This window comes from Ureibacillus sinduriensis BLB-1 = JCM 15800 (assembly GCF_000772955.1).
Lineage (GTDB): Bacteria > Bacillota > Bacilli > Bacillales_A > Planococcaceae > Ureibacillus > Ureibacillus sinduriensis.
In genome coordinates this window covers 17,746-36,416 of sequence record NZ_JPVO01000042.1, presented here as the reverse complement: position 1 = coordinate 36,416, position 18,671 = coordinate 17,746, and the positions used below count along the sequence as shown (strand labels likewise).

Here is an 18,671-nt window from a genome sequence, read left to right as displayed (position 1 = left end):
TAGAAATTAAGGAGGTACGAATATGCTTGGCGCTGCAAACTTTTTTATAAGACATGCACTCAACTTTTTAATAGGCTTTACAGTGTTTATTTTATCAATATTTAATTTTGATTTTGATTTAATTTTCGTGCCGATTTTATCATTTATTGCCTATTTAATCAGCAATAAAGCGATTAAAGCAATACAAAAATCGAGACGAAGCAAAGAGCTTGGGTTATCCCGCTCTGAATTTAAGCATATCGAAGCACAAATCAAACAAGCGAAGGGTCATATCAATTCTCTTTCTCAACAATATATTCGTGTTCGTTCAGTTCGTTCTTTCAAATTATTGAATGAAATGATGAAATTGTCCAAAAGAATCGTCAATATTGTCCAGAGTAACCCGCAAAAATTTTATTCTGTACAGGATTTCTTTTATTCACACTTGCCATCTGCAGTTCAGTTAACACAAACATATACAATGCTCAGTCAAACTCAAGTGAAAGATACGGAAATTCATTTGGCGTTGGAAGATACCCGCAAGACCTTGAAAGGACTACATGGTACAATGGAAAATGATTTAAAATGTGCGATTGAATCTGACTTAGAAAGCCTTAGAATCGAATTGGATTTTGTTAAACTTGAAAACGCTAAAAAACTACAGCAAATTGAACTTCGGGGTGGAAAATAATGACAAATAAAAAGAGCCTAGATCATCCATTTGAAGAGTTTTCAAATAATGAAGGCTCTTTTTTACATTCGTTTGAAAAGGCCATCTACAATTCTGATACACCTGTATTCACCACTCTAAACGAAGAAGATCGGGCACGTGCATTACTAATAGCAAGCAAATTGGATGCTTCCCAATATGAGAATGTCCTGCAATTTGGCTCGGAAATACAACATTCATTAAAAAACTTTACTCATAATATGCTTATTCGAGTACAGCGCAATGATACATCCCCTATTCGGGAAATTTTACATAAGCTGATGGAGCATCTCGATAAAATCAATCCTGATGATCTCATAGAAAGGGACAAAAGTTTCCTTCAAAAACTATTTAATCGCTCGAAATCATCCATTCAGGAAATGATGAGCCAATACAACCGTTTAAGTAAACAAGTAGACCGTTTAAGCATCCAGTTGCAACACTCGCAAAAGGGATTACTGGCCGATATGAAGATGTTGAATGAATTATATCAATTAAATGAAGAATACTATCATAATCTGAATGTGTATATTGCTGCTGCAGAGATGAAGAAAAAGGATCTATGCGATAATCATTTGCCTAAACTGGAACAGTCTATTCGGTTATCCAATAATCCATTGGATAAACAACGGTTAAATGATTTGCAAAATTCCATCGAATGGGTTGATAAACGGCTATATGACCTCCAAATGTCCAGGGAAATTGCGATTCAAACCGCACCACAGATCCGTATGATTCAACAAACAAACCAAATGCTTGTTGAAAAAATACAGCAATCTGTCATGACAACGATTCCATTATGGCAAACCCAAATCTCGATGCTTATGAATATGAATAATCAGAGAAGAGCGGATCAAACAACACGTCGTTTAATTGATACTTCTGAACAAATGCTGCAAAAAAATGCAAAAATGATTCAAACAACCGCCAAAGATCGAAATAAATTCACTTCGATTTCTCACAGCGAAATTAACTTATTTAAACAAACACAGCTAGAGCTAATCCATTCCATCGAAGAAGCGCTGAGAGTTCAAGCGATGAGCAACGAACAACAAGCGTCGCTTGAAGCAAAAGTCATTAAGAATGATTAAAGGAAAGCACAAATAAAATTAAAACCATGAAATGAAATGCACCATAGTTCCCCACTTAAGAGGAACTATGGTGCATTTCGTTTTTCCATCATTCAAAGTAATCTTTGTAGTAGCCGCCAACATTGCCTGTATTATCAACAACAAAGATGAATTCTTCTGTTTCATTTTTCACTTCATATTCTTTGCCGACCGTTAACACATTTGATACCAAATATTTTTCGGCATTCGTATGAGTACAAGTCACCTTTCGTATTGTCGGTGCATCTTTCCATTTTAAGTTCAACATCTTTTTAACCTCACTTTAAAACTTATCTATATATTTTTCTATTCTAGCCCTAATTGTATCTCATTTCCACTCATTTGTGGAAAGTTTTCTAACTTATTGAGGATTACTGATATGAATGGTACATTAATGATGAGGTGATTTGATTGCACTTTGGGGGTTTCAGTGGGGTTCCGATGTGGTTTTTCGTTATAGCAATTATCTTTACCATAATTTTCATCATCATTTCCGAATGGAATTCAAGAAGCTAACTTCAGTTTAAGGAAGCAATATGAGAATCATGTTCCAGTTGAATCTTAAAAACTAAAAAAAGATAAATTCATGACATGCCCATGAATTTATCTTTTTTGTTTATTGCTTCAATGTTCGTTTTAGAAACTCTTTCGTTCTTTCTTGTTTCGGATTAACGAGTACTTGCTCTGGTGAACCTTCTTCCACAATTACTCCCTTATCCATAAAGACAACACGGTCTGAAACTTCCCGCGCGAATTCCATTTCGTGGGTAACAATTAGCATCGTATGCCCTTCATCAGCCAGTTGGCGCATAACTTTTAATACTTCCCCCACCATTTCCGGGTCCAGGGCTGATGTCGGTTCATCGAATAACATTACCTCAGGATCCATTGCAAGTGCACGCGCAATGGCCACGCGTTGCTTTTGTCCACCCGATAACTGGCGTGGTTTTGCATTTATATATTGATCCATTCCGACGATTTGCAAGTATTTTAGTGCATTTGTTTTGGCTTCTTCTTTTGAACGTTTTAACACTTTTTGTTGACCCACAATACAATTTTTCAGTACGTTATGGTTATTAAATAAGTTGAATTGTTGGAAAACCATTCCTAAATGTGTACGATATTGTTTGATATCATGCTTATCATCTAGTATATTCTCGCCATTATATATAATTTCCCCGCCACTTGGAGTTTCAAGAAGGTTGATACAACGAAGCAAAGTTGACTTTCCTGAACCTGAAGAACCGATTAAGCAAACTACCTCACCTTTATTTACAGTGAAGTTTACATCTCTTAAAACTTCATGGCTGCCAAATGATTTATTTAGATGTTTTATATCAATTACTTTTTCCATCACTTTATCTCCTTACGCCATTAAAGATTTGGTTCTTCTTTTTTAGTTTGAACTTGATATGCATCTTGCCCATCCATTTTCTTCTCGACGATACGCAAAATCCGTGAAGCGATGAAAGTCATGATCAGGTAGATGAAACATGTGATAATGAAGGATTCAGCAAACCGGAAGTTTGCTCCTGCAATCGATTTTGTCGTAAAGAATAGTTCCGTTACACTTATTACACTTAATACAGCCGAGTCCTTGATATTCATGATTAACTGGTTCCCTGTAGCAGGTAAAATATTACGGAATACTTGTGGTAAAATGACATGGACCATCGTTTGGAAGTGTCCCATCCCGATTGCAGCTGCCGCTTCATACTGCCCTTTATCGATGGAAACAATCCCACCACGAACATATTCAGCCATGTAGGCCCCTGTATTTAGCCCAACCACTACAACAGCTGCCACAAATCGATCCATTTCGATCCCATATGCATACAATCCATAGAACACAACCATTGCTTGTACAATCATTGGTGTACCACGGAAGATTTCAACATAAACTGTCAGTATGAAATTTATAACCTTTAAAATAACAGCTTTAATAGATTTCTTTCGAAGAGGAATCGTGTGCACAACACCGATTAATAATCCGATAAGAGCACCAATAATTGTACTGAAAACTGCAATTAGTAATGTTATGTATGCACCATGTAAATAACTTGGCCAATTCTCTTTTAGAATTGAGAGTATTATATCTAAACTCATAAATATCCCCCTAAATAATTTGGAAAACCGAAAACCACTACAGGATTCTTACTACGCTATACTCCAATAGATAGATAAGAAGGATAAACTGGCCACAAGCATGTGACCAGTACTTTTCCTGCCCTATTGTGCGGCTGGTTGGTTTGCAATTGCATCGTCCATAATTTGTTGACGTTCTTCTTCAGAAATCGCATTTAATGTTTCGTTGATTACATCAATGTTTTCATCGCCTTTTTTAAGACCTATAGCCACTGATGTATCCGCTTCTTCCGTTTTAAAACCATCTTCCAACTCGATGTAAGTAAAGTTTTCGTTTGCTGCAGAAGCTGAAATCGCCTCTGGTCGTTCAGCGACATATCCATCAATTGCTCCTGACTCCAATGCAACACGCATATGTGAAAAACTTTCCATCGCTACTTCTTTTTTAACATCTGGAATTTGATCGATAACGGCATAGTTTGTTGTGTTTAACTGGGAAGTAATTTTTGCACCGGCAAAGTCTTCAAGCGTTTTTGCTTCCGCATATTGACCACCTGTTTTTGTTACAATAACAAATTGGCTAGTATAATAGTTATCTGAGAAATCGATAACTTCTTTACGCTCATCTGTCGGGCTCATTCCCGCAATGATTGCGTCAATTACACCTGATTGCAATGCTGGAAGCAGTCCGTCCCATTCCGTTTTAACAATCACTAATTCTTTCCCTAGAGCATCTGCAACACGTTTTGCGATTTCGACATCATAACCGCCTGCATACTCTTGTGAACCTTCAATTTTTACAGCACCATTCGAATCATCCTGTTGAGTCCAGTTAAACGGCGCATAACCAGCTTCCAAACCAACTTTGAATACATCCTTTTCTTTCGTTTCAGAGCTAGGTGTTGAAGCACTTTCATCGGAAGTACCGCAAGCTGCAAGTAACAAAACCGCAAGCAATGTAGTCATTAATATTGTTAATTTTTTCGACATTTTTCTCTCTCCTTCTTTATTCTTTGGACCATTTAATGAAAAAAGCGACCTAAGATGAACTTAGGTCGCTAAAGTTTTAGCCCAAATCCTCTTACGTTCCCTTCCTGAGATAGCTCACCTCAGATGGTTGGGATCTCCATCTGAGACAGTCCTGCAATTATTCACTGCAGACCCAGCATGATGTAGAGAGCCTACATTCACACTTCGGCGACATTTCCTCATTTTTCATATCATCGTTTTGCTCTTAACTCCATGAAAAACTATTAAGTATCGCGCCTCTACCTCACAAGTAACGTGAGGTTTAAATATTAAATTACTAATCAAATACTACTATATTAATAATATCATGTCAATAATCATTATTCTGTTAATTTAAAATTGCTACTTTGAACAGCAACAAAAGACCTAGCGGATATTTCGCTAGGTTCAGACTTTTGACAAACGTTTTCACTCTGCGTTGGTTGTCTCATTCGCCCCCTCGTGAACGTCATGGTCTACTCGGGTCTTCACTCGACTGCCCGCCTTGCCTGCCAAGCGTTTTCAAGACAGTCTGGATAATCCTTCATTTTTAAGGAAATAACCTAAAAAAACGTGTAGACAAAGTCATATATCGACTTTGCCTACACTCTGGACCTATCGAATGTTTCGCCAGGTTTTTTTGTATTATGAATTTAATAGTAAATCTTCTGGATTTTCGATTAATTCTTTAACTGTTTTTAAGAATCCAACTGAATCTTTTCCATCGATGATACGGTGGTCATATGATAAAGCAACATACATCATTGGACGGATTTCAATTTCCCCATTTACAGCAATAGGACGTTGAACAATTGAGTGCATTCCTAAAATACCAGCTTGTGTCCCGTTCATGATTGGTGTAGACATCAATGATCCGAATACTCCACCGTTAGTGATTGTGAAAGAACCACCGGCCATATCATTCAGACCTAGCTTTTTATCACGTGCTTTTTTCGCTAAGTCCGCAATGTCTTTCTCGATTTCAGCAAAGTTTTTAGCATTTGCGTCGCGAACAACCGGCACTACCAGACCCTCTTCTGTTGATACGGCAATACCGATATCGAAGAAGTTATTTAAGTGAATTTCATCACCATTGATTTGTGCGTTTACGTAAGGATACTTTTTAAGAGCAGCAACAACTGCTTTAGTGAAGAAGGACATGAAACCAAGTTTAATGTCGTTTGCCTTCACAAACTCTTCTTGCTTGCGTTTACGTAAAGCCATAATATTCGTCATATCAATTTCATTGAATGTCGTTAACATTGCTGTTGACTGTTTCACTTCAAGCAAACGTTTTGCAATTGTTTGACGACGACGTGACATTTTTTCGATCGTAATACGGTCAGTTTCTGATGCTGGAGCAAATACTACCGGACCGTTTGATGTAGTGATCGGTGCCGCGGAAGCCTGCGCTACTGGAGCAGAGCCATGTGCAGCCACGTCTTGAACGCGTACACGACCTTGTGGATCTACCGGTGAAATTGCACTTAAGTCAATTCCCTTTTCTCGAGCTAGTTTACGTGCAGCTGGAGATGCAACTACGCGTTCATTGTTAGTTTCTTGAGCAACAGGTGCTGGTGCTGCAGGAACTGTTGCTGGTGCTGGTGCCGAAGTTTGCGCACTTTCAGCTTTTGGTTCTTCTACAGCAGCAGCAGGTGCTGGTGCTGCTCCTTCTCCAGCTTCAACGATGGCAATTACTTGCCCCACTAAAACTGTGTCGCCTTCTTCAGCCAACACTTGAGTTAGAACGCCAGCTTCCTCTGAGATAATTTCAGCATTTACTTTATCTGTTTCCAATTCGACGATGAATTCGCCCTTTTCAACACGATCTCCAACTTTTTTCACCCATTGTGCAATGGTACCTTCTGTAATTGATTCTGCCAATTCAGGAACTTTAATTTCAGCCACTTTAAATATCCTCCTTTAAATATCATGTGCACCTTAAAAGGTACACATGGTATCGCCACTGCTATCATAGCGCAGCTAATTCATAATTAAAATAAATAGTTAATTATTTTGCAAGAGCCTCATCAATGACTTTTGCCTGTGCAATTTTATGTGAATCCATATCTCCTTCAGAAGTTGAAGACATTTCTGGACGTCCTACATATTTTACCTTTTTACCATCTGCTAGGTCTAGTAAATATTCCAATGCATATTTCCATGGACCTTGGTTTTTAGGTTCTTCTTGCACCCATACGATTTCTTTCGCATTAGGATACTTTGCAATGATGTCCGCAATTTTTTGTGACGGGAATGGGTAAAGTTGTTCTACACGAACGATATGGAGATTGTCATATCCTTTTCCATCTTGTACACGATCCGCTAGATCAATTGTTACTTTACCTGAAGCAAGAATAATACGTTCTATTTTTTTAGCATTGCCCCCTAAACCAGGTTGTTCAATTACTTCTTGGAAACCACCTTTAGATAGCTGATCAAGAGTAGCAGCTGCCAGTGGGTGGCGAAGCAATGATTTTGGTGAAGGAATGATTAATGGGCGAATTGCCTCAGTTCCCAACATTTTTGCTTGTCGGCGCAGTAAGTGGAAGTAGTTACCTGCATTCGAGCAGTTTGCTACAATCCAGTTGTTTTCAGCCGATAACTGTAGATATCTTTCAATACGTGCTGATGAGTGCTCCGGACCTTGACCTTCCATACCATTTGGTAATAAGAAGACTAAACCGGATTTTTCACCCCATTTAGAACGTGAAGAAGAAATGAAATTATCGAACATAACTTGAGCCATATTCGCAAAGTCGCCGAATTGGGCTTCCCAAATTGTTAAAGCATTTTCATTTTCCAAATTGTAACCATATTCAAAACCGACAATTGCTGTTTCAGTCAGTGGTGAATTGTATACAGCAAATGAAGCTTTCGAGTCAGACACATTGTGCAATGGCACTAATTCCGCCCCAGTATTTTTATCATGCAATACTAAGTGACGTTGTGAGAAAGTACCACGCTGTGCATCTTGTCCAGTAATTCGGATAGGGTTTCCATCGCGTAAAATAGCGGCGAAAGCCAATGTTTCGGCGTGTCCCCAATCAATTTTATCAGTTTCAAGAGCTTCGATGCGTTTATTCAGGATTTTGGCAAGCTTGTTTTGAGGTTCAAACCCTTCCGGCCAAGATAATAAGTCTTCGTTGATTTGTTTTAGGCTCTCTTTTGGTACACTTGTATCCACTTCTGGGTACTCATTTTTAACCGCTTCAGGCATATCAATTTCGAAATGGCCTTTCTCCGCACCAACCGCTTTTACATGGTCATAAGAAGTTTGCATTTCTGCATAAATTTCTTCATCAAGCTTTTTCACTTGATCTTGAGTCAGAATACCTTCAGAAGTTAATTTTTCTCCATAAAGCGCACGTACAGTTGGGTGCTTTGTCACGATATGGTATGTTAATGGATTCGTTACAGTTGGATCGTCTGTTTCATTATGACCAAAGCGACGGTATCCGATTAAGTCTACTAAAATATCTTTGCCGAAAGTCTGGCGATATTGGAATGCTAAACCTGCTACTTGCAATACAGCTTCCGGATCATCGGCATTGACGTGAATTACAGGAATTCCATAACCCTTCGCCACATCGGATGAATAATGAGTGGAGCGTGAATCGTAGTGCTCCGTTGTGAATCCAATCATATTGTTCGAAATGATATGGATTGAACCGCCTGTTGAGAAGCCTGATGTATTTGCATAGTTAAATACCTCTTGAACAATGCCTTCTCCTGCAAATGCTGCATCTCCATGTACAAGAACAGCTACGGCCTTGCTTGGATCGTGGCCAGGAGTTCCAGCTTTAGTTGTTACTTCCTGTGCCGCACGTGTTGAACCTGTAATAACCGGGCTTACTACTTCTAAGTGTGATGGATTATATGCCAACTTCACTTTCATCCCGGATTTTTTGGAATGAGTAGCTCCCATATGATACTTCACATCACCAGTCCAACCTTTAGTGATTTCCAAAGAACCATCCTCTGGGAAGAAATAATCATTCGGTACGTGTGCAAAATCAGCAAACATCATATCGTATGGTTTGTTGACAACGTGAGTTAAAACATTCAAACGTCCACGGTGTGCCATCCCGATTTGTAAATATTTCATTTTTTCTTCGTCGGCTTTTCTTACGATTTCATCAAGCAATACAACCAAAGTATCAAGACCTTCGATTGAAAAACGTTTTTGGCCGACAAAAGTTTTATGAATAAATTTTTCGAAATCTTCTACACGAGTTAATCTTTCCAATAAAGCTTTTTTGTCTTCGGCAGATAGATTGAAGATTGAGCTGCCTGATTCAATTTTATCTTGAATCCATTGACGTTCTGCTTCTTCTACATGTGCATACTCATAAGCGATTTTACCAGTATATTGTGAACGCAAAAAGTCGATTGCTTGTTTGCCGTTGTTAACGCTTCCAGGAACATTATTAAAGAATAATGAAGCCGGCATTTCAACTAGATCAGCTTCTGTTATGCCATAAGAACCTAATTCAATGCGAGATGAATCCAATTCACGGTCCTTAAGTGGGTAAATATCAGCAGCTAAATGTCCGTAAGATCGAATTGCATCGGCTAATTGTACTGCTGCAAAGATTTTCTTGATATTGCCAGGTTGAGTTGTCACACTCTCAGCTACACCTTGCTCATTTGCAATGACAGGTGATCCGAATTGTTGGAAAAGTGCAACAAGTTCTGGTTCAACTTGTTCAGGGGATTGCAAGAATAAATCATATTGCTCCATTACGTACCCTAAGTTTGGACCAGAGAATGCTGACCAAGGGGAACCAGCAAATAATACATTGTTCGACATGAGATAACCTCCAAATTTCGCCCTAAGGCAGTTCCATTGTTATAACTAAAATATTATTTCATATTTTACCATTCTTCAACAATAGAAATTATCTATTGAATTAATTATGAATATTTATTAATTAAAATGAAGAACGTATTTTTTCCATTTCAATCTTACTACTCTTCACAAAAAATACAACTATTTTTCACAAATTAAGCATATTTTTTTGACTAATCAACTATTTTTAGTATCCAACTATCAAATTCTTCTACGATACTTTCATTTTCAAAGTGAAAGTTGTCCCTTTCCCGATCATGCTCGTGACGTCGATTTCGGTTTGATACTTTTCTGTCAGCATCTTGGTGATGCTAAGTCCGAGACCTGTACCTCCTCCGTTATTCTCTCGTGATGGATCCACTCGATAAAAACGGTCAAAGATATATGGAAGATGTTCTTTTGGAATTCCGATCCCATTGTCCCTTATTGTTAAAAAGATACTTTCAGATAAGTAATGGACTTCCATCTCTATTATGGGCACTACACTGTCGTTATAGCGTATACCATTTTCAATGATATTGCGCGCAATTTGAGCAAGGGCATTCTCTGTAATTTTTGCTTGTTTGGACTCGCCCTTCTCAACAATGCCGATACTCGCATTTGGATAGATGATCAAAAGCTCTTCCCTGACTGATGATAAAACTTTTTTCACATTGGCAGCCGCATCTTCATCCCGTTCTTCCTTTCTGGCCAAGTCCAGCAACTCTTCAATCATCTTTTTCATCTTTGTCACTTCTTCCAGGGAGGTATTCAGTGATTCCTCCAATACGTCCGGATCATTTTTGCCCCAGCGTTGCAACAATGATAAGTGACCTTCAATCGCTTGAATCGGTGTTCGTAATTCATGCGAAGCATCTGATACAAATTGTTGTTGCTTTGCAAAAGAACTTTCCAAGTCTTCCATCATGGAAACGTAGAGTTTTAGTAAATCTCCAATTTCATCGTCTGCATCATAGGTAAAGTTTATTTTCTCCTCAAACCCTTTTTTCTGTATCGATAGCATGGAATCTCTTAGATCCTGCAATGGTCTTATTAATACATTTGCTAGATAATAGCCGATAAAGCCTGCGAGTAATATGGCCCCGATTCCTGCGATCAACATCGTTGTAATAATATATTGCATCATTGATTGGAAAGTAGACAATGGGTGAATGAGCTGCAGAATGCCCGTGAAGTTTCCAATCGTCACTAGTTTATTCACAACAAAAACATCCTCATTATCAACGTTGACTTTTGCAACGATTGGTTTTTCCAATTGATCATAGGATAGATCCAGAGCGACGGCCGAATTGACATTATTGATTTGCAATACTTCATAACCATCAAAGTTAAAAATCCGAGCGGTCTGATTTTGATTCACGATTGCTTTTGATAAACCCGTATTTCTTTGAAATTCTTGAATGGAGATGGAGTTGTCCTGAGAACTAAAAAAGGAAGTTAGATCGTCCGCTGTTCTTATTGCATTATTCTCTTCATTTTGGATTAACCAAGAATAAAATGCTAAATAAATAACACTGCAGATTACAGCATAACTTATAAAAATGACAACAGCCGTTGAAATCGTCCATTTCTTTTTTAACGACTGATTTTTTGGAAGAAGCTCGCGCAGCTTATTCATCCTCTCACCACATAACCTACACCACGTACCGTTTCAATATAAGGCTCAAGTTCAGTTTTTAACTTTGCACGCAGGTGTCGAATGTACACATCCACTACATTTGTTTCCACTTCCGTGGAATAACCCCAAACAGATTGCAGAATTAGCTCTCTATCACAGACTCGATTTTTGTTTTCACACAACAACTTCAATAAATCGTACTCCGTTTTCGTTAATTCAAGTTTTCTATTTTCAAAGATTACCTCATAGGATTTTGGATTAATAACGATATCCCGGACTCTGATTAAATCATTTCCACCATCCTCTGCATTTGTTCGCACCCTCCTTAGTACCGAGCGGATTCTGGCAAGTAATTCTTCAATCGCAAAGGGCTTTACAACATAATCATCCGCACCTGCATCCAAACCAGCTACACGGTCCATCACCGCGTCGCGAGCAGTGATTAATAGAATGGGTACATCGGATTGAGCCCGGACCCTGCGGCAAATTTCTATACCGTTTAAACCGGGAAGCATGACATCAATCAATAGACAATCAAATGTTTGTTTTGTTGCTATATTTAATCCTTCCCTTCCATCATGCGATACAGTCACATCAAATTTTTCATATTTCAATTCAAGTTCGATAAAACGAGCTATATTTTTTTCATCTTCGATAAGCAAGACTCGTTTCTGCATCCTATCACCTTCTAATCCAATAAATAAAAAAACCTCTTCTTAAGTTTATCTTAAAAAGAGGCTTTAACAAACTATAATAGTTCTGGATTATAAATCGTATAATTATTTTTTGAAGTCGATTTGACGTTATATAAGGCTTTATCGGAACTGGATAATAATTTATCCAGGCTAACCCCATGATCAGGGTAAAATGCAACGCCGATGGAGGCTGTAGGTGCGAAAGTTTGCTTGGAAATCAACCAGCCCTGCTGCAAATTCTCATTAATTCTCTCAATGATCTGTTCTACCTGATGTTTCCTCTTGGTTTTATCGCGAAGGAGCCCGGTTAAAACAATGGCAAACTCATCACCACCCATTCGGACAACCAAATCATTGGCCCGTACACTTCTCATCAACGCATTACCAAATTGAATGATAAATTCATCGCCTACATCATGGCCATATTGGTCATTAACTTTTTTGAAATTATCGCCGTCGACATAAAGAACAGCTAGCGATTCCGAACTAATATCCGAAATTTCCACTATACGAGGAAACTCTTTATTAAGATATCGGCGATTCGGCAGCTGAGTGAGCGAGTCGTGGAAAGCAAGGAATGACAGTTGATTTTCTTTCTCTTTTCTTTCGTTAATTTCGCGGGCAACCATGATAATCTGGATTCCGCGATTTCGTATATAATCTTGTACAACTGTGTAATTGCACTCAGTCCAAAATTGCTCCCCATTTTTTGATTGATGTATGAGGTCGATTTTTGAGTTTTTGCGCTCCGGCATGCCAATCAATTCATCGTTCCAGTTTTCTCTACTCTCAGGTGTTAGAACATTTGTATAAAATTGACCGAGCAAATCCTTTCGTTCATGACCCAGTTTGCTCGTATAAGCATTCGATACATATAATATAATGCCATCTTCATTCGTCACGACAATCATATCATTTGTATTTTCCGTGATCAGTTTAAACATATGTTCAATATTTTGAAGTTCCGTCAACATTCTTTTTTTCTCGGAAATATCATAATAAACATTAATATATTGTTTTATATTCCCTTCCTCATCAAAAAACGGGATAATCGTTGTATCCGCCCAATATGGGGCACCATATTTTTTTCGATTGCAAATTTCGCCTCGCCAAACTTCCCCTTTTTGGACTAAAGCATAAATATTATCAAAAAACTCCTTGGAATGTGTGCGTGAATCAATCATTTCCAATGAATTGCCGATTAATTCTTCACGAGTGAAACCCATTTGCTGTACAAAGCGGTCATTTACATCCAACACTTCGCAATTTTCGTTCATGATGATAATTTCTGCAACACTATTGATAGCATGTTGGAAATTAGAGAGTCCTAAAGAAGTAGTACGCAATTTTTTTTCTTGCTCAATAAGCTGCGTCACATCCTGTAAAATGATGAAAACCGCTACAACGATGTTGTCTTGCAAAAGCGGGGAAAAAGTTGCAGTAAAACTTCTTACATTTCCATCCCTATGTGTGAAGGTCAACAGTTTGGATGTCACCCCATTGCCTCTATAGGCCTCATCTAAATAATCTTTAAGTTGATCAGCATTTCCAATGAAGGGCAATCCAAAGAAATCCGACAACCGAACCTCTTCGATATTCAATGCAAAGTCTTCGAGAAATTGGGGATTAGCTTCCAGGAGCTTCCCCTCATTCGATACAAGCACTGTCGACAAACAAGTGTTAAAAAATATGGAACGCATGAAAAGGTATTTATCTTCCAGGTCACGATCAAAAGCGATCTCTTTCGTCAACCCAAGAACATACGTACAATCCCCATCAAATATAGGAATGAGCGTCGTTTCATACTTTTTCACTTCGGATAGCACATAGTTATAATCCTGATAACTTACTTGTTCCGCTTCTTTCACCGCTTTGTCATAATTACTGATAATCGATTTATAATCACACGCTTTCATCACCTCGGTAATCGTTTTGCCAATTACCTGATCTGAAAGCAGATCCATAGCTGATTTATTCAAATGGATATAACGGTATTCACCGCCAGTTTTTTCCATTAAATAAACAAAATCTTTGCTATTACCAAAAAGTAAATCAAATTGATTTTTTGAAAAGTTCTGTAAAGACACTGAGCACCCCTCCTACTTATCATCAAGAAGCAAAAGAAGCGGCCTCCTTCTTAACAAGTTCAAGACATTTTTCATATTGTTTTTGTTCTTCCGTTTCATTAAAGCTTACAAATTTGTATTTATTGTCAGTAATATCCAAAATAGAGAATGCGGTAACCGTGGCATTCCCGATTAATGTTAATTTATATTCTTCTTCAAAAATCTTCACTTCGCATTTCACAAAACCGCCAGGGTTGAATACAGTAGTTACATCGCAGTCTACAATTCCATTAAGCCTAGAGACAAGTGCTGAAGCGGTCATAGCTGTTCCGCAGGCATTTGTAAATCCGACGCCCCGTTCAAAAGTGCGTACAAAGATGGCATCTGATTTCATTGGATACACATAGCTTACGTTGACGCCATCTGTACAATATTCATTTTCACTATTCAAGTATTGCGCTAATTTTTTTTGATGATCATTGTTTTCTATATCGTGCTGTTCAACGATTCCGATTAAATGCGGATTAGGGACTGAAACCGCCGTGAAAGGAATTGTACTCGAGAATTCCGGTATGACTTGATGACGAATTTCACTTTGGTCTTTATAATTCATTGGTAAGCTCGTTAATGAAAATAACACGGGAGAAATTTCCACAGCATATGTTGGGATGTCCTCAAATAATGATGATTCTTTTTTTACAAATAGATTTGCTTTCATTGTTTCAATAAGTGCTTCTTCTTTTCCAAGATCTTCACACACAAACCTTGCCACACATCGGAGGCCGTTCCCGCACATTGAAGCTTCAGAACCGTCTGCGTTGATTACTCTCATTTTTGCATCCGCCGATTTTGAAGGTAAAACTAGCAGCAAACCGTCTGCACCGTTATGGTTATCGGATTGGCAAAGCCACTTGGTCAAATCTGCCCAATTATATTCATCTTCGTTCTCAGTACTATATAAGTAAAATGTATTGCCAGAACCATGGACTTTTAGAAATGATTTTTCCACTTATCGATCGCTCCCTATTAATCTTTACTTCTATCATAATTGTAAATGAACCCTGAATCAACTTAATATATTTAATAAATAATTTATAATTTGTTCACAATTTTTAATGAGAAAAAAATGTAATATTAGATTAAAATTGTTGTATAAAATCGAAATTCTATAATATGATATTAACAGAAAATATTTATTAAAATAGTATTTTTGTCATTAAATCCGGGAAACTTAATTTCTAGAAAAATATTGTTTGACGTCTAGTTCCTTTAGGTATATTATTTCAAATGTTGCCTTGTAACAAAGTTAATTTTAGATTTGCAACTATCCTAAAAAAGGAGGCGTTTCATTTGTTAAAGTATAGAGACCTTTCAGAAACAAATGAGTTATACCAATTAATGATTCACCCTACAGTTTTCCCTTATGTTCGTCATAAAGCAAACTCACAAGAAGAGTATCTATTTATAACGAAACAATTATTAGAAGAAGAACAACTAGGAAAGACTATTTCAAGAACGATAACCGATGACTGGGGTCAACCAATTGGGACTATCACTTTATACGATATTCAAGATGGAGCTGGCTTCCTTGGAACATGGATAGGTGTACCGTTTCAAGGTAAAGGTTATAATCAAGCGGCAAAACACGATTTTCTCATGGAACTTTTTTTCGAAAAGGACGTTCATACTGTATTTTTGCGCATCCGCAAAGAGAATGAAAAATCGAAACGCGCAGCACTAAAACTGCCATATGTAATCGAAGCGGCAGAAACTAACCCGGCACTATACGAAGAGATCAATACTGGTGAAACTAAATTTGATTTATACAAGATCCCAAGGGACTTATTCTATATTGTTTCTGCAAACGAACAATCGAACGAAGAAGAACAAGCAATGTAATCCATTTTTCACATAAATAAAAGCTGACCGGCAATGCAAGATTGCGGTCAGCTTTTTCTATCTTCAACCTATATTTACTAAATTGATTTTGATCATTATTAGCTTTTTTCATAACGAAGAATCAAATTAACCATTTCGTCCGGCGTTTTTGGACTCTCCGCTTTTCCCATCGCTTCCAAATAGTCACTTCTTTTATTTGATAATGTATTTATCGCCTTCATAAAGGTGCTTTTTGAAAGCATTTCCTCTTCCAACACATGGGCAAAGCCTTGACGCTCAAAAATATTCGCATTCAATATTTGATCTCCACGACTTTTGGAAGCCGAAAGAGGGATGAGCAACATCGGTTTTTTCAAAGCCAAAAATTCAAAGATAGAATTTGAGCCTGCACGAGACACAACGAAATCAGCGGCTTGGAGTATATCAGGAAGCTCCGTTGTCACATAATCGAATTGCTTATATCCTTTCAGACTCTCTAAAGAAGTATCCACATTTCCTTTTCCACAAAGATGGATCACATTGTAGGTTGCTAGAAGTTCAGGCAAGTTGCTTCTCAATGAATCGTTTAAGACAACGGAGCCCAAACTTCCCCCCATTACCAAAAGGATCTTTTTTTCATCCGTAAACCCGCATAGTTTTTTACCTCTTGCTCCTTTCCCTTTCAATAACTGTTCGCGAACGATGGAACCCGTACAGGTCGCTTTATCGATTGGCAAGTATTTTAATGTATCTTGAAAGATGGTGAAAACATGGGATGCAAAGGGTAAAGCAATTTTATTGGCAAGACCAGGCGTAACATCCGATTCGTGAATCACGACCGGTATTTTGGCTATCTTGGCAGCAATGACGACCGGTACAGATACAAAACCTCCCTTGGAAAAAATCATTGTCGGTTTCACTTTTCTCATGACAGAAAAAGCCTGCCCGACGCCAGCCAACACCTTAAATGGATCGGTAAAGTTTTTCATAGAGAAGTAACGGCGCAATTTTCCACTTGAAATGCTATGATAGGGTACCTCTGGAAAGCTTTGAGTGATTAACTCTTGTTCAATCCCGTCATTCGAGCCGATATAATGGACCTTATACCCCTCGTTCACCAATGATGGGATGATGGCCTGGTTCAAGGATACATGGCCCGCTGTTCCGCCACCCGTTAAAATAATTGATTTTTGCTTCACTAAAAAATCTCCTATCCAAATACCTTTTGTATTTCATTTAAAGTTATATGTTTAGAAAAAAAAGACATGAACACTTGGCAACAGTTTTTCTTTTCCTATTGTGACATTTAGTCAATATTGTATCATATTTCTTCATTCTAACAATCCTACCAACAGATTTAATCCTTCCGAAATTCATTTTCAACATAAGATACATTACATTCCCCTACTCAAACTATCAGCCATTACAATCTTCACGCTGTCCCATAGACTTCATCATACACATTTAGGGGGCAAGGAGCCGCTATTTATTGTCCTTCGCCCTTTTATTCACTTATTAGTAAATGACGTCGCTTATGCACGTCCACTACTTCTGAAAGCAACAAAAACCGGGCCAATGGATAATCTTGGCCCGGTCCTACGGGGGAAATAATTTTTATCGTTGTATAAATTGTTGAGTCCAATAGTTGCCATCTTCAACATAGCCAACACCAATATGTGTGTAGCTTGTGTTCAAGATGTTCGCTCGGTGACCTTCCGAGTTCATCCAAGCTTGAACGACTTCTTCTGGCGTTCTTTGACCTTGTGCAATATTTTCGCCTGCGGCACGGTATGTGATGCCCGATGCTTTTATTTGATCAAATGGACTACCATAAGTAGGACTAGTATGTGAAAAGTAGTTATTCGCCGCCATATCTTGAGATTTGGCACCCGCAACCTTCATCAAAGGTTCATATGCTTGAAGCGGTGCAAGTCCATTTTTAGCACGTTCAGCATTCGTTAATTCCACTACTTCCGTTTCAAATGCTGAAACAGTACCCTCTTTTACAACCGGCTTTGAAGTTGCATTCGCTGATTTTTGTACTTCTTCACTTGGAACCGAAGGAGCTGTGGGCGAAGTAGGAGGTTTCACAACCGGTGCCTCAACTTGTCCTTTGCCCGAATTCGAGGTAGAAGGAATAACCGCCTCTGTTGTTTCTTCAGTTTTTTTATCTTTGACTAGCAATTCATTAGTAGTTTCATTTTCTGAAGGTGCTAATGGTGCAGTCTTTTCCACTTGAGTGTTGTTATTATATCCTTTTAAATGCGCTGTAATGAATTTTTCCAATTCTTCTTTTGAGCTCGGCAGCTTAGTCGATAACTCTTTCAAACTATGAATATTTGCTTGAGAAATTTCGTCTTTAAAATCTGCTAGTAAATCACCATAGTGGTTTGCGTTGACGACTTTCACTTCATATTCTATATTTTTATACTGCGAGTCCTCCTGATAAGATGCAGCGTCTGCTGCCTGGGCTTGTGTCGAGATTAAACCAAGTGCACAAAATGTAATAAACCATTTTTTCATTTTGTATTCCTCCTCTCGCAACTAATCATATACGAGAATAATTGAAAAAAATGGCCCATAACTTGGCAATAATCCCAACACAATCTTTGAACCTTGTATCATAGTATGTTAAAAACAAAAGGAAAAGGCAGGTTTTCCCTTTAAAAGCA

15 protein-coding genes and 1 riboswitch are annotated in these 18,671 nt (G+C 38.1%); of the genes, 3 read left to right on the top strand and 12 right to left on the bottom strand.

The genetic code is table 11. The features are described from left to right. Positions 1-22 precede the first annotated feature (22 nt). Together CD33_RS04230 and CD33_RS04225 are read left to right on the top strand one after the other, a co-directional pair. Positions 23-670 carry a 5-bromo-4-chloroindolyl phosphate hydrolysis family protein gene (locus CD33_RS04230; RefSeq protein WP_036198516.1) on the top strand — a complete coding sequence of 216 codons (648 nt, stop codon included), beginning with the start codon at positions 23-25 and terminating at the stop codon, positions 668-670. After that, the gene (locus CD33_RS04225) at positions 670-1,779 is read left to right on the top strand and encodes a toxic anion resistance protein (protein ID WP_036198515.1); all 1,110 of its coding nucleotides are present in this window, start codon (positions 670-672) and stop codon (positions 1,777-1,779) included. The genes CD33_RS04230 and CD33_RS04225 overlap by 1 nt, the downstream gene beginning before the upstream one ends. 88 nt (positions 1,780-1,867) lie before the next feature. Here the strand turns inward: CD33_RS04225 and CD33_RS04220 are convergent, their stop codons facing one another. The 10 genes from CD33_RS04220 to dapF form a co-directional block, all read right to left on the bottom strand. Then, positions 1,868-2,065 (bottom strand): DUF6501 family protein, encoded by a 198-nt coding sequence (locus tag CD33_RS04220; protein ID WP_036198514.1) that lies wholly within the window; start codon positions 2,063-2,065, stop codon positions 1,868-1,870. 348 nt (positions 2,066-2,413) lie between these two features. Then, a complete protein-coding gene (locus CD33_RS04215) occupies positions 2,414-3,151 on the bottom strand; it encodes an amino acid ABC transporter ATP-binding protein (protein WP_036198512.1) in 738 nt (245 codons plus the stop codon). Positions 3,152-3,171: 20 nt separating this feature from the next. Continuing rightward, positions 3,172-3,903 (bottom strand): amino acid ABC transporter permease, encoded by a 732-nt coding sequence (locus CD33_RS04210; RefSeq protein WP_036198511.1) that lies wholly within the window; start codon positions 3,901-3,903, stop codon positions 3,172-3,174. Between the two features lie 123 nt (positions 3,904-4,026). Next, complete coding sequence (locus CD33_RS04205; RefSeq protein WP_036198510.1) at positions 4,027-4,872, bottom strand: transporter substrate-binding domain-containing protein; 846 nt, start codon at positions 4,870-4,872, stop codon at positions 4,027-4,029. Positions 4,873-4,974: 102 nt separating this feature from the next. Continuing rightward, positions 4,975-5,161, bottom strand: a riboswitch (Lysine riboswitch). Between the two features lie 374 nt (positions 5,162-5,535). Beyond that, a complete protein-coding gene (gene odhB / locus CD33_RS04200) occupies positions 5,536-6,798 on the bottom strand; it encodes a 2-oxoglutarate dehydrogenase complex dihydrolipoyllysine-residue succinyltransferase (RefSeq protein ID WP_036198509.1) in 1,263 nt (420 codons plus the stop codon). A gap of 103 nt (positions 6,799-6,901) precedes the next feature. Then, positions 6,902-9,703: a 2-oxoglutarate dehydrogenase E1 component gene (locus CD33_RS04195; RefSeq protein ID WP_036198508.1), complete on the bottom strand. Its 2,802-nt coding sequence runs from the start codon at positions 9,701-9,703 to the stop codon at positions 6,902-6,904. A 250-nt stretch (positions 9,704-9,953) separates the two neighbouring features. Further along, entirely contained in the window at positions 9,954-11,360 is a 1,407-nt protein-coding gene (locus tag CD33_RS04190; protein ID WP_036198507.1) for a HAMP domain-containing sensor histidine kinase, read from the bottom strand. Then, complete coding sequence (locus tag CD33_RS04185) at positions 11,357-12,037, bottom strand: response regulator transcription factor (RefSeq protein ID WP_036198506.1); 681 nt, start codon at positions 12,035-12,037, stop codon at positions 11,357-11,359. The genes CD33_RS04190 and CD33_RS04185 overlap by 4 nt, the downstream gene beginning before the upstream one ends. A gap of 71 nt (positions 12,038-12,108) precedes the next feature. Then, complete coding sequence (locus tag CD33_RS04180) at positions 12,109-14,142, bottom strand: diguanylate cyclase domain-containing protein (RefSeq protein WP_036198505.1); 2,034 nt, start codon at positions 14,140-14,142, stop codon at positions 12,109-12,111. Positions 14,143-14,164: 22 nt separating this feature from the next. Then, complete coding sequence (dapF, locus tag CD33_RS04175) at positions 14,165-15,130, bottom strand: diaminopimelate epimerase (RefSeq protein ID WP_036198504.1); 966 nt, start codon at positions 15,128-15,130, stop codon at positions 14,165-14,167. Between the two features lie 341 nt (positions 15,131-15,471). Here dapF and CD33_RS04170 point away from each other — a divergent pair, with 341 nt between their 5' ends. Next, a complete protein-coding gene (locus CD33_RS04170) occupies positions 15,472-16,020 on the top strand; it encodes a GNAT family N-acetyltransferase (RefSeq protein WP_036198503.1) in 549 nt (182 codons plus the stop codon). Positions 16,021-16,118: 98 nt separating this feature from the next. Here CD33_RS04170 and murG read toward each other — a convergent pair whose 3' ends face one another. Next, positions 16,119-17,198, bottom strand: a complete 1,080-nt coding sequence (gene murG / locus CD33_RS04165; protein ID WP_036198501.1) for an undecaprenyldiphospho-muramoylpentapeptide beta-N-acetylglucosaminyltransferase — start codon at positions 17,196-17,198, stop codon at positions 16,119-16,121. 415 nt (positions 17,199-17,613) lie between these two features. Continuing rightward, positions 17,614-18,522 carry a CAP domain-containing protein gene (locus tag CD33_RS19770; protein ID WP_036198499.1) on the bottom strand — a complete coding sequence of 303 codons (909 nt, stop codon included), beginning with the start codon at positions 18,520-18,522 and terminating at the stop codon, positions 17,614-17,616. Positions 18,523-18,671: the final 149 nt, after the last annotated feature.

Bases quoted from the DNA above. Each gene is read 5' to 3' on its own strand.
- CD33_RS19770 (WP_036198499.1), bottom strand. From the start codon at position 18,522: ATGAAAAAATGGTTTATTACATTTTGTGCACTTGGTTTAATCTCGACA.
- CD33_RS04185 (WP_036198506.1), bottom strand. From the start codon at position 12,037: ATGCAGAAACGAGTCTTGCTTATCGAAGATGAAAAAAATATAGCTCGT.
- CD33_RS04205 (WP_036198510.1), bottom strand. From the start codon at position 4,872: ATGTCGAAAAAATTAACAATATTAATGACTACATTGCTTGCGGTTTTG.
- CD33_RS04220 (WP_036198514.1), bottom strand. From the start codon at position 2,065: ATGTTGAACTTAAAATGGAAAGATGCACCGACAATACGAAAGGTGACT.
- CD33_RS04210 (WP_036198511.1), bottom strand. From the start codon at position 3,903: ATGAGTTTAGATATAATACTCTCAATTCTAAAAGAGAATTGGCCAAGT.
- CD33_RS04190 (WP_036198507.1), bottom strand. From the start codon at position 11,360: ATGAATAAGCTGCGCGAGCTTCTTCCAAAAAATCAGTCGTTAAAAAAG.
- CD33_RS04195 (WP_036198508.1), bottom strand. From the start codon at position 9,703: ATGTCGAACAATGTATTATTTGCTGGTTCCCCTTGGTCAGCATTCTCT.
- CD33_RS04215 (WP_036198512.1), bottom strand. From the start codon at position 3,151: ATGGAAAAAGTAATTGATATAAAACATCTAAATAAATCATTTGGCAGC.
- CD33_RS04225 (WP_036198515.1), top strand. From the start codon at position 670: ATGACAAATAAAAAGAGCCTAGATCATCCATTTGAAGAGTTTTCAAAT.
- CD33_RS04230 (WP_036198516.1), top strand. From the start codon at position 23: ATGCTTGGCGCTGCAAACTTTTTTATAAGACATGCACTCAACTTTTTA.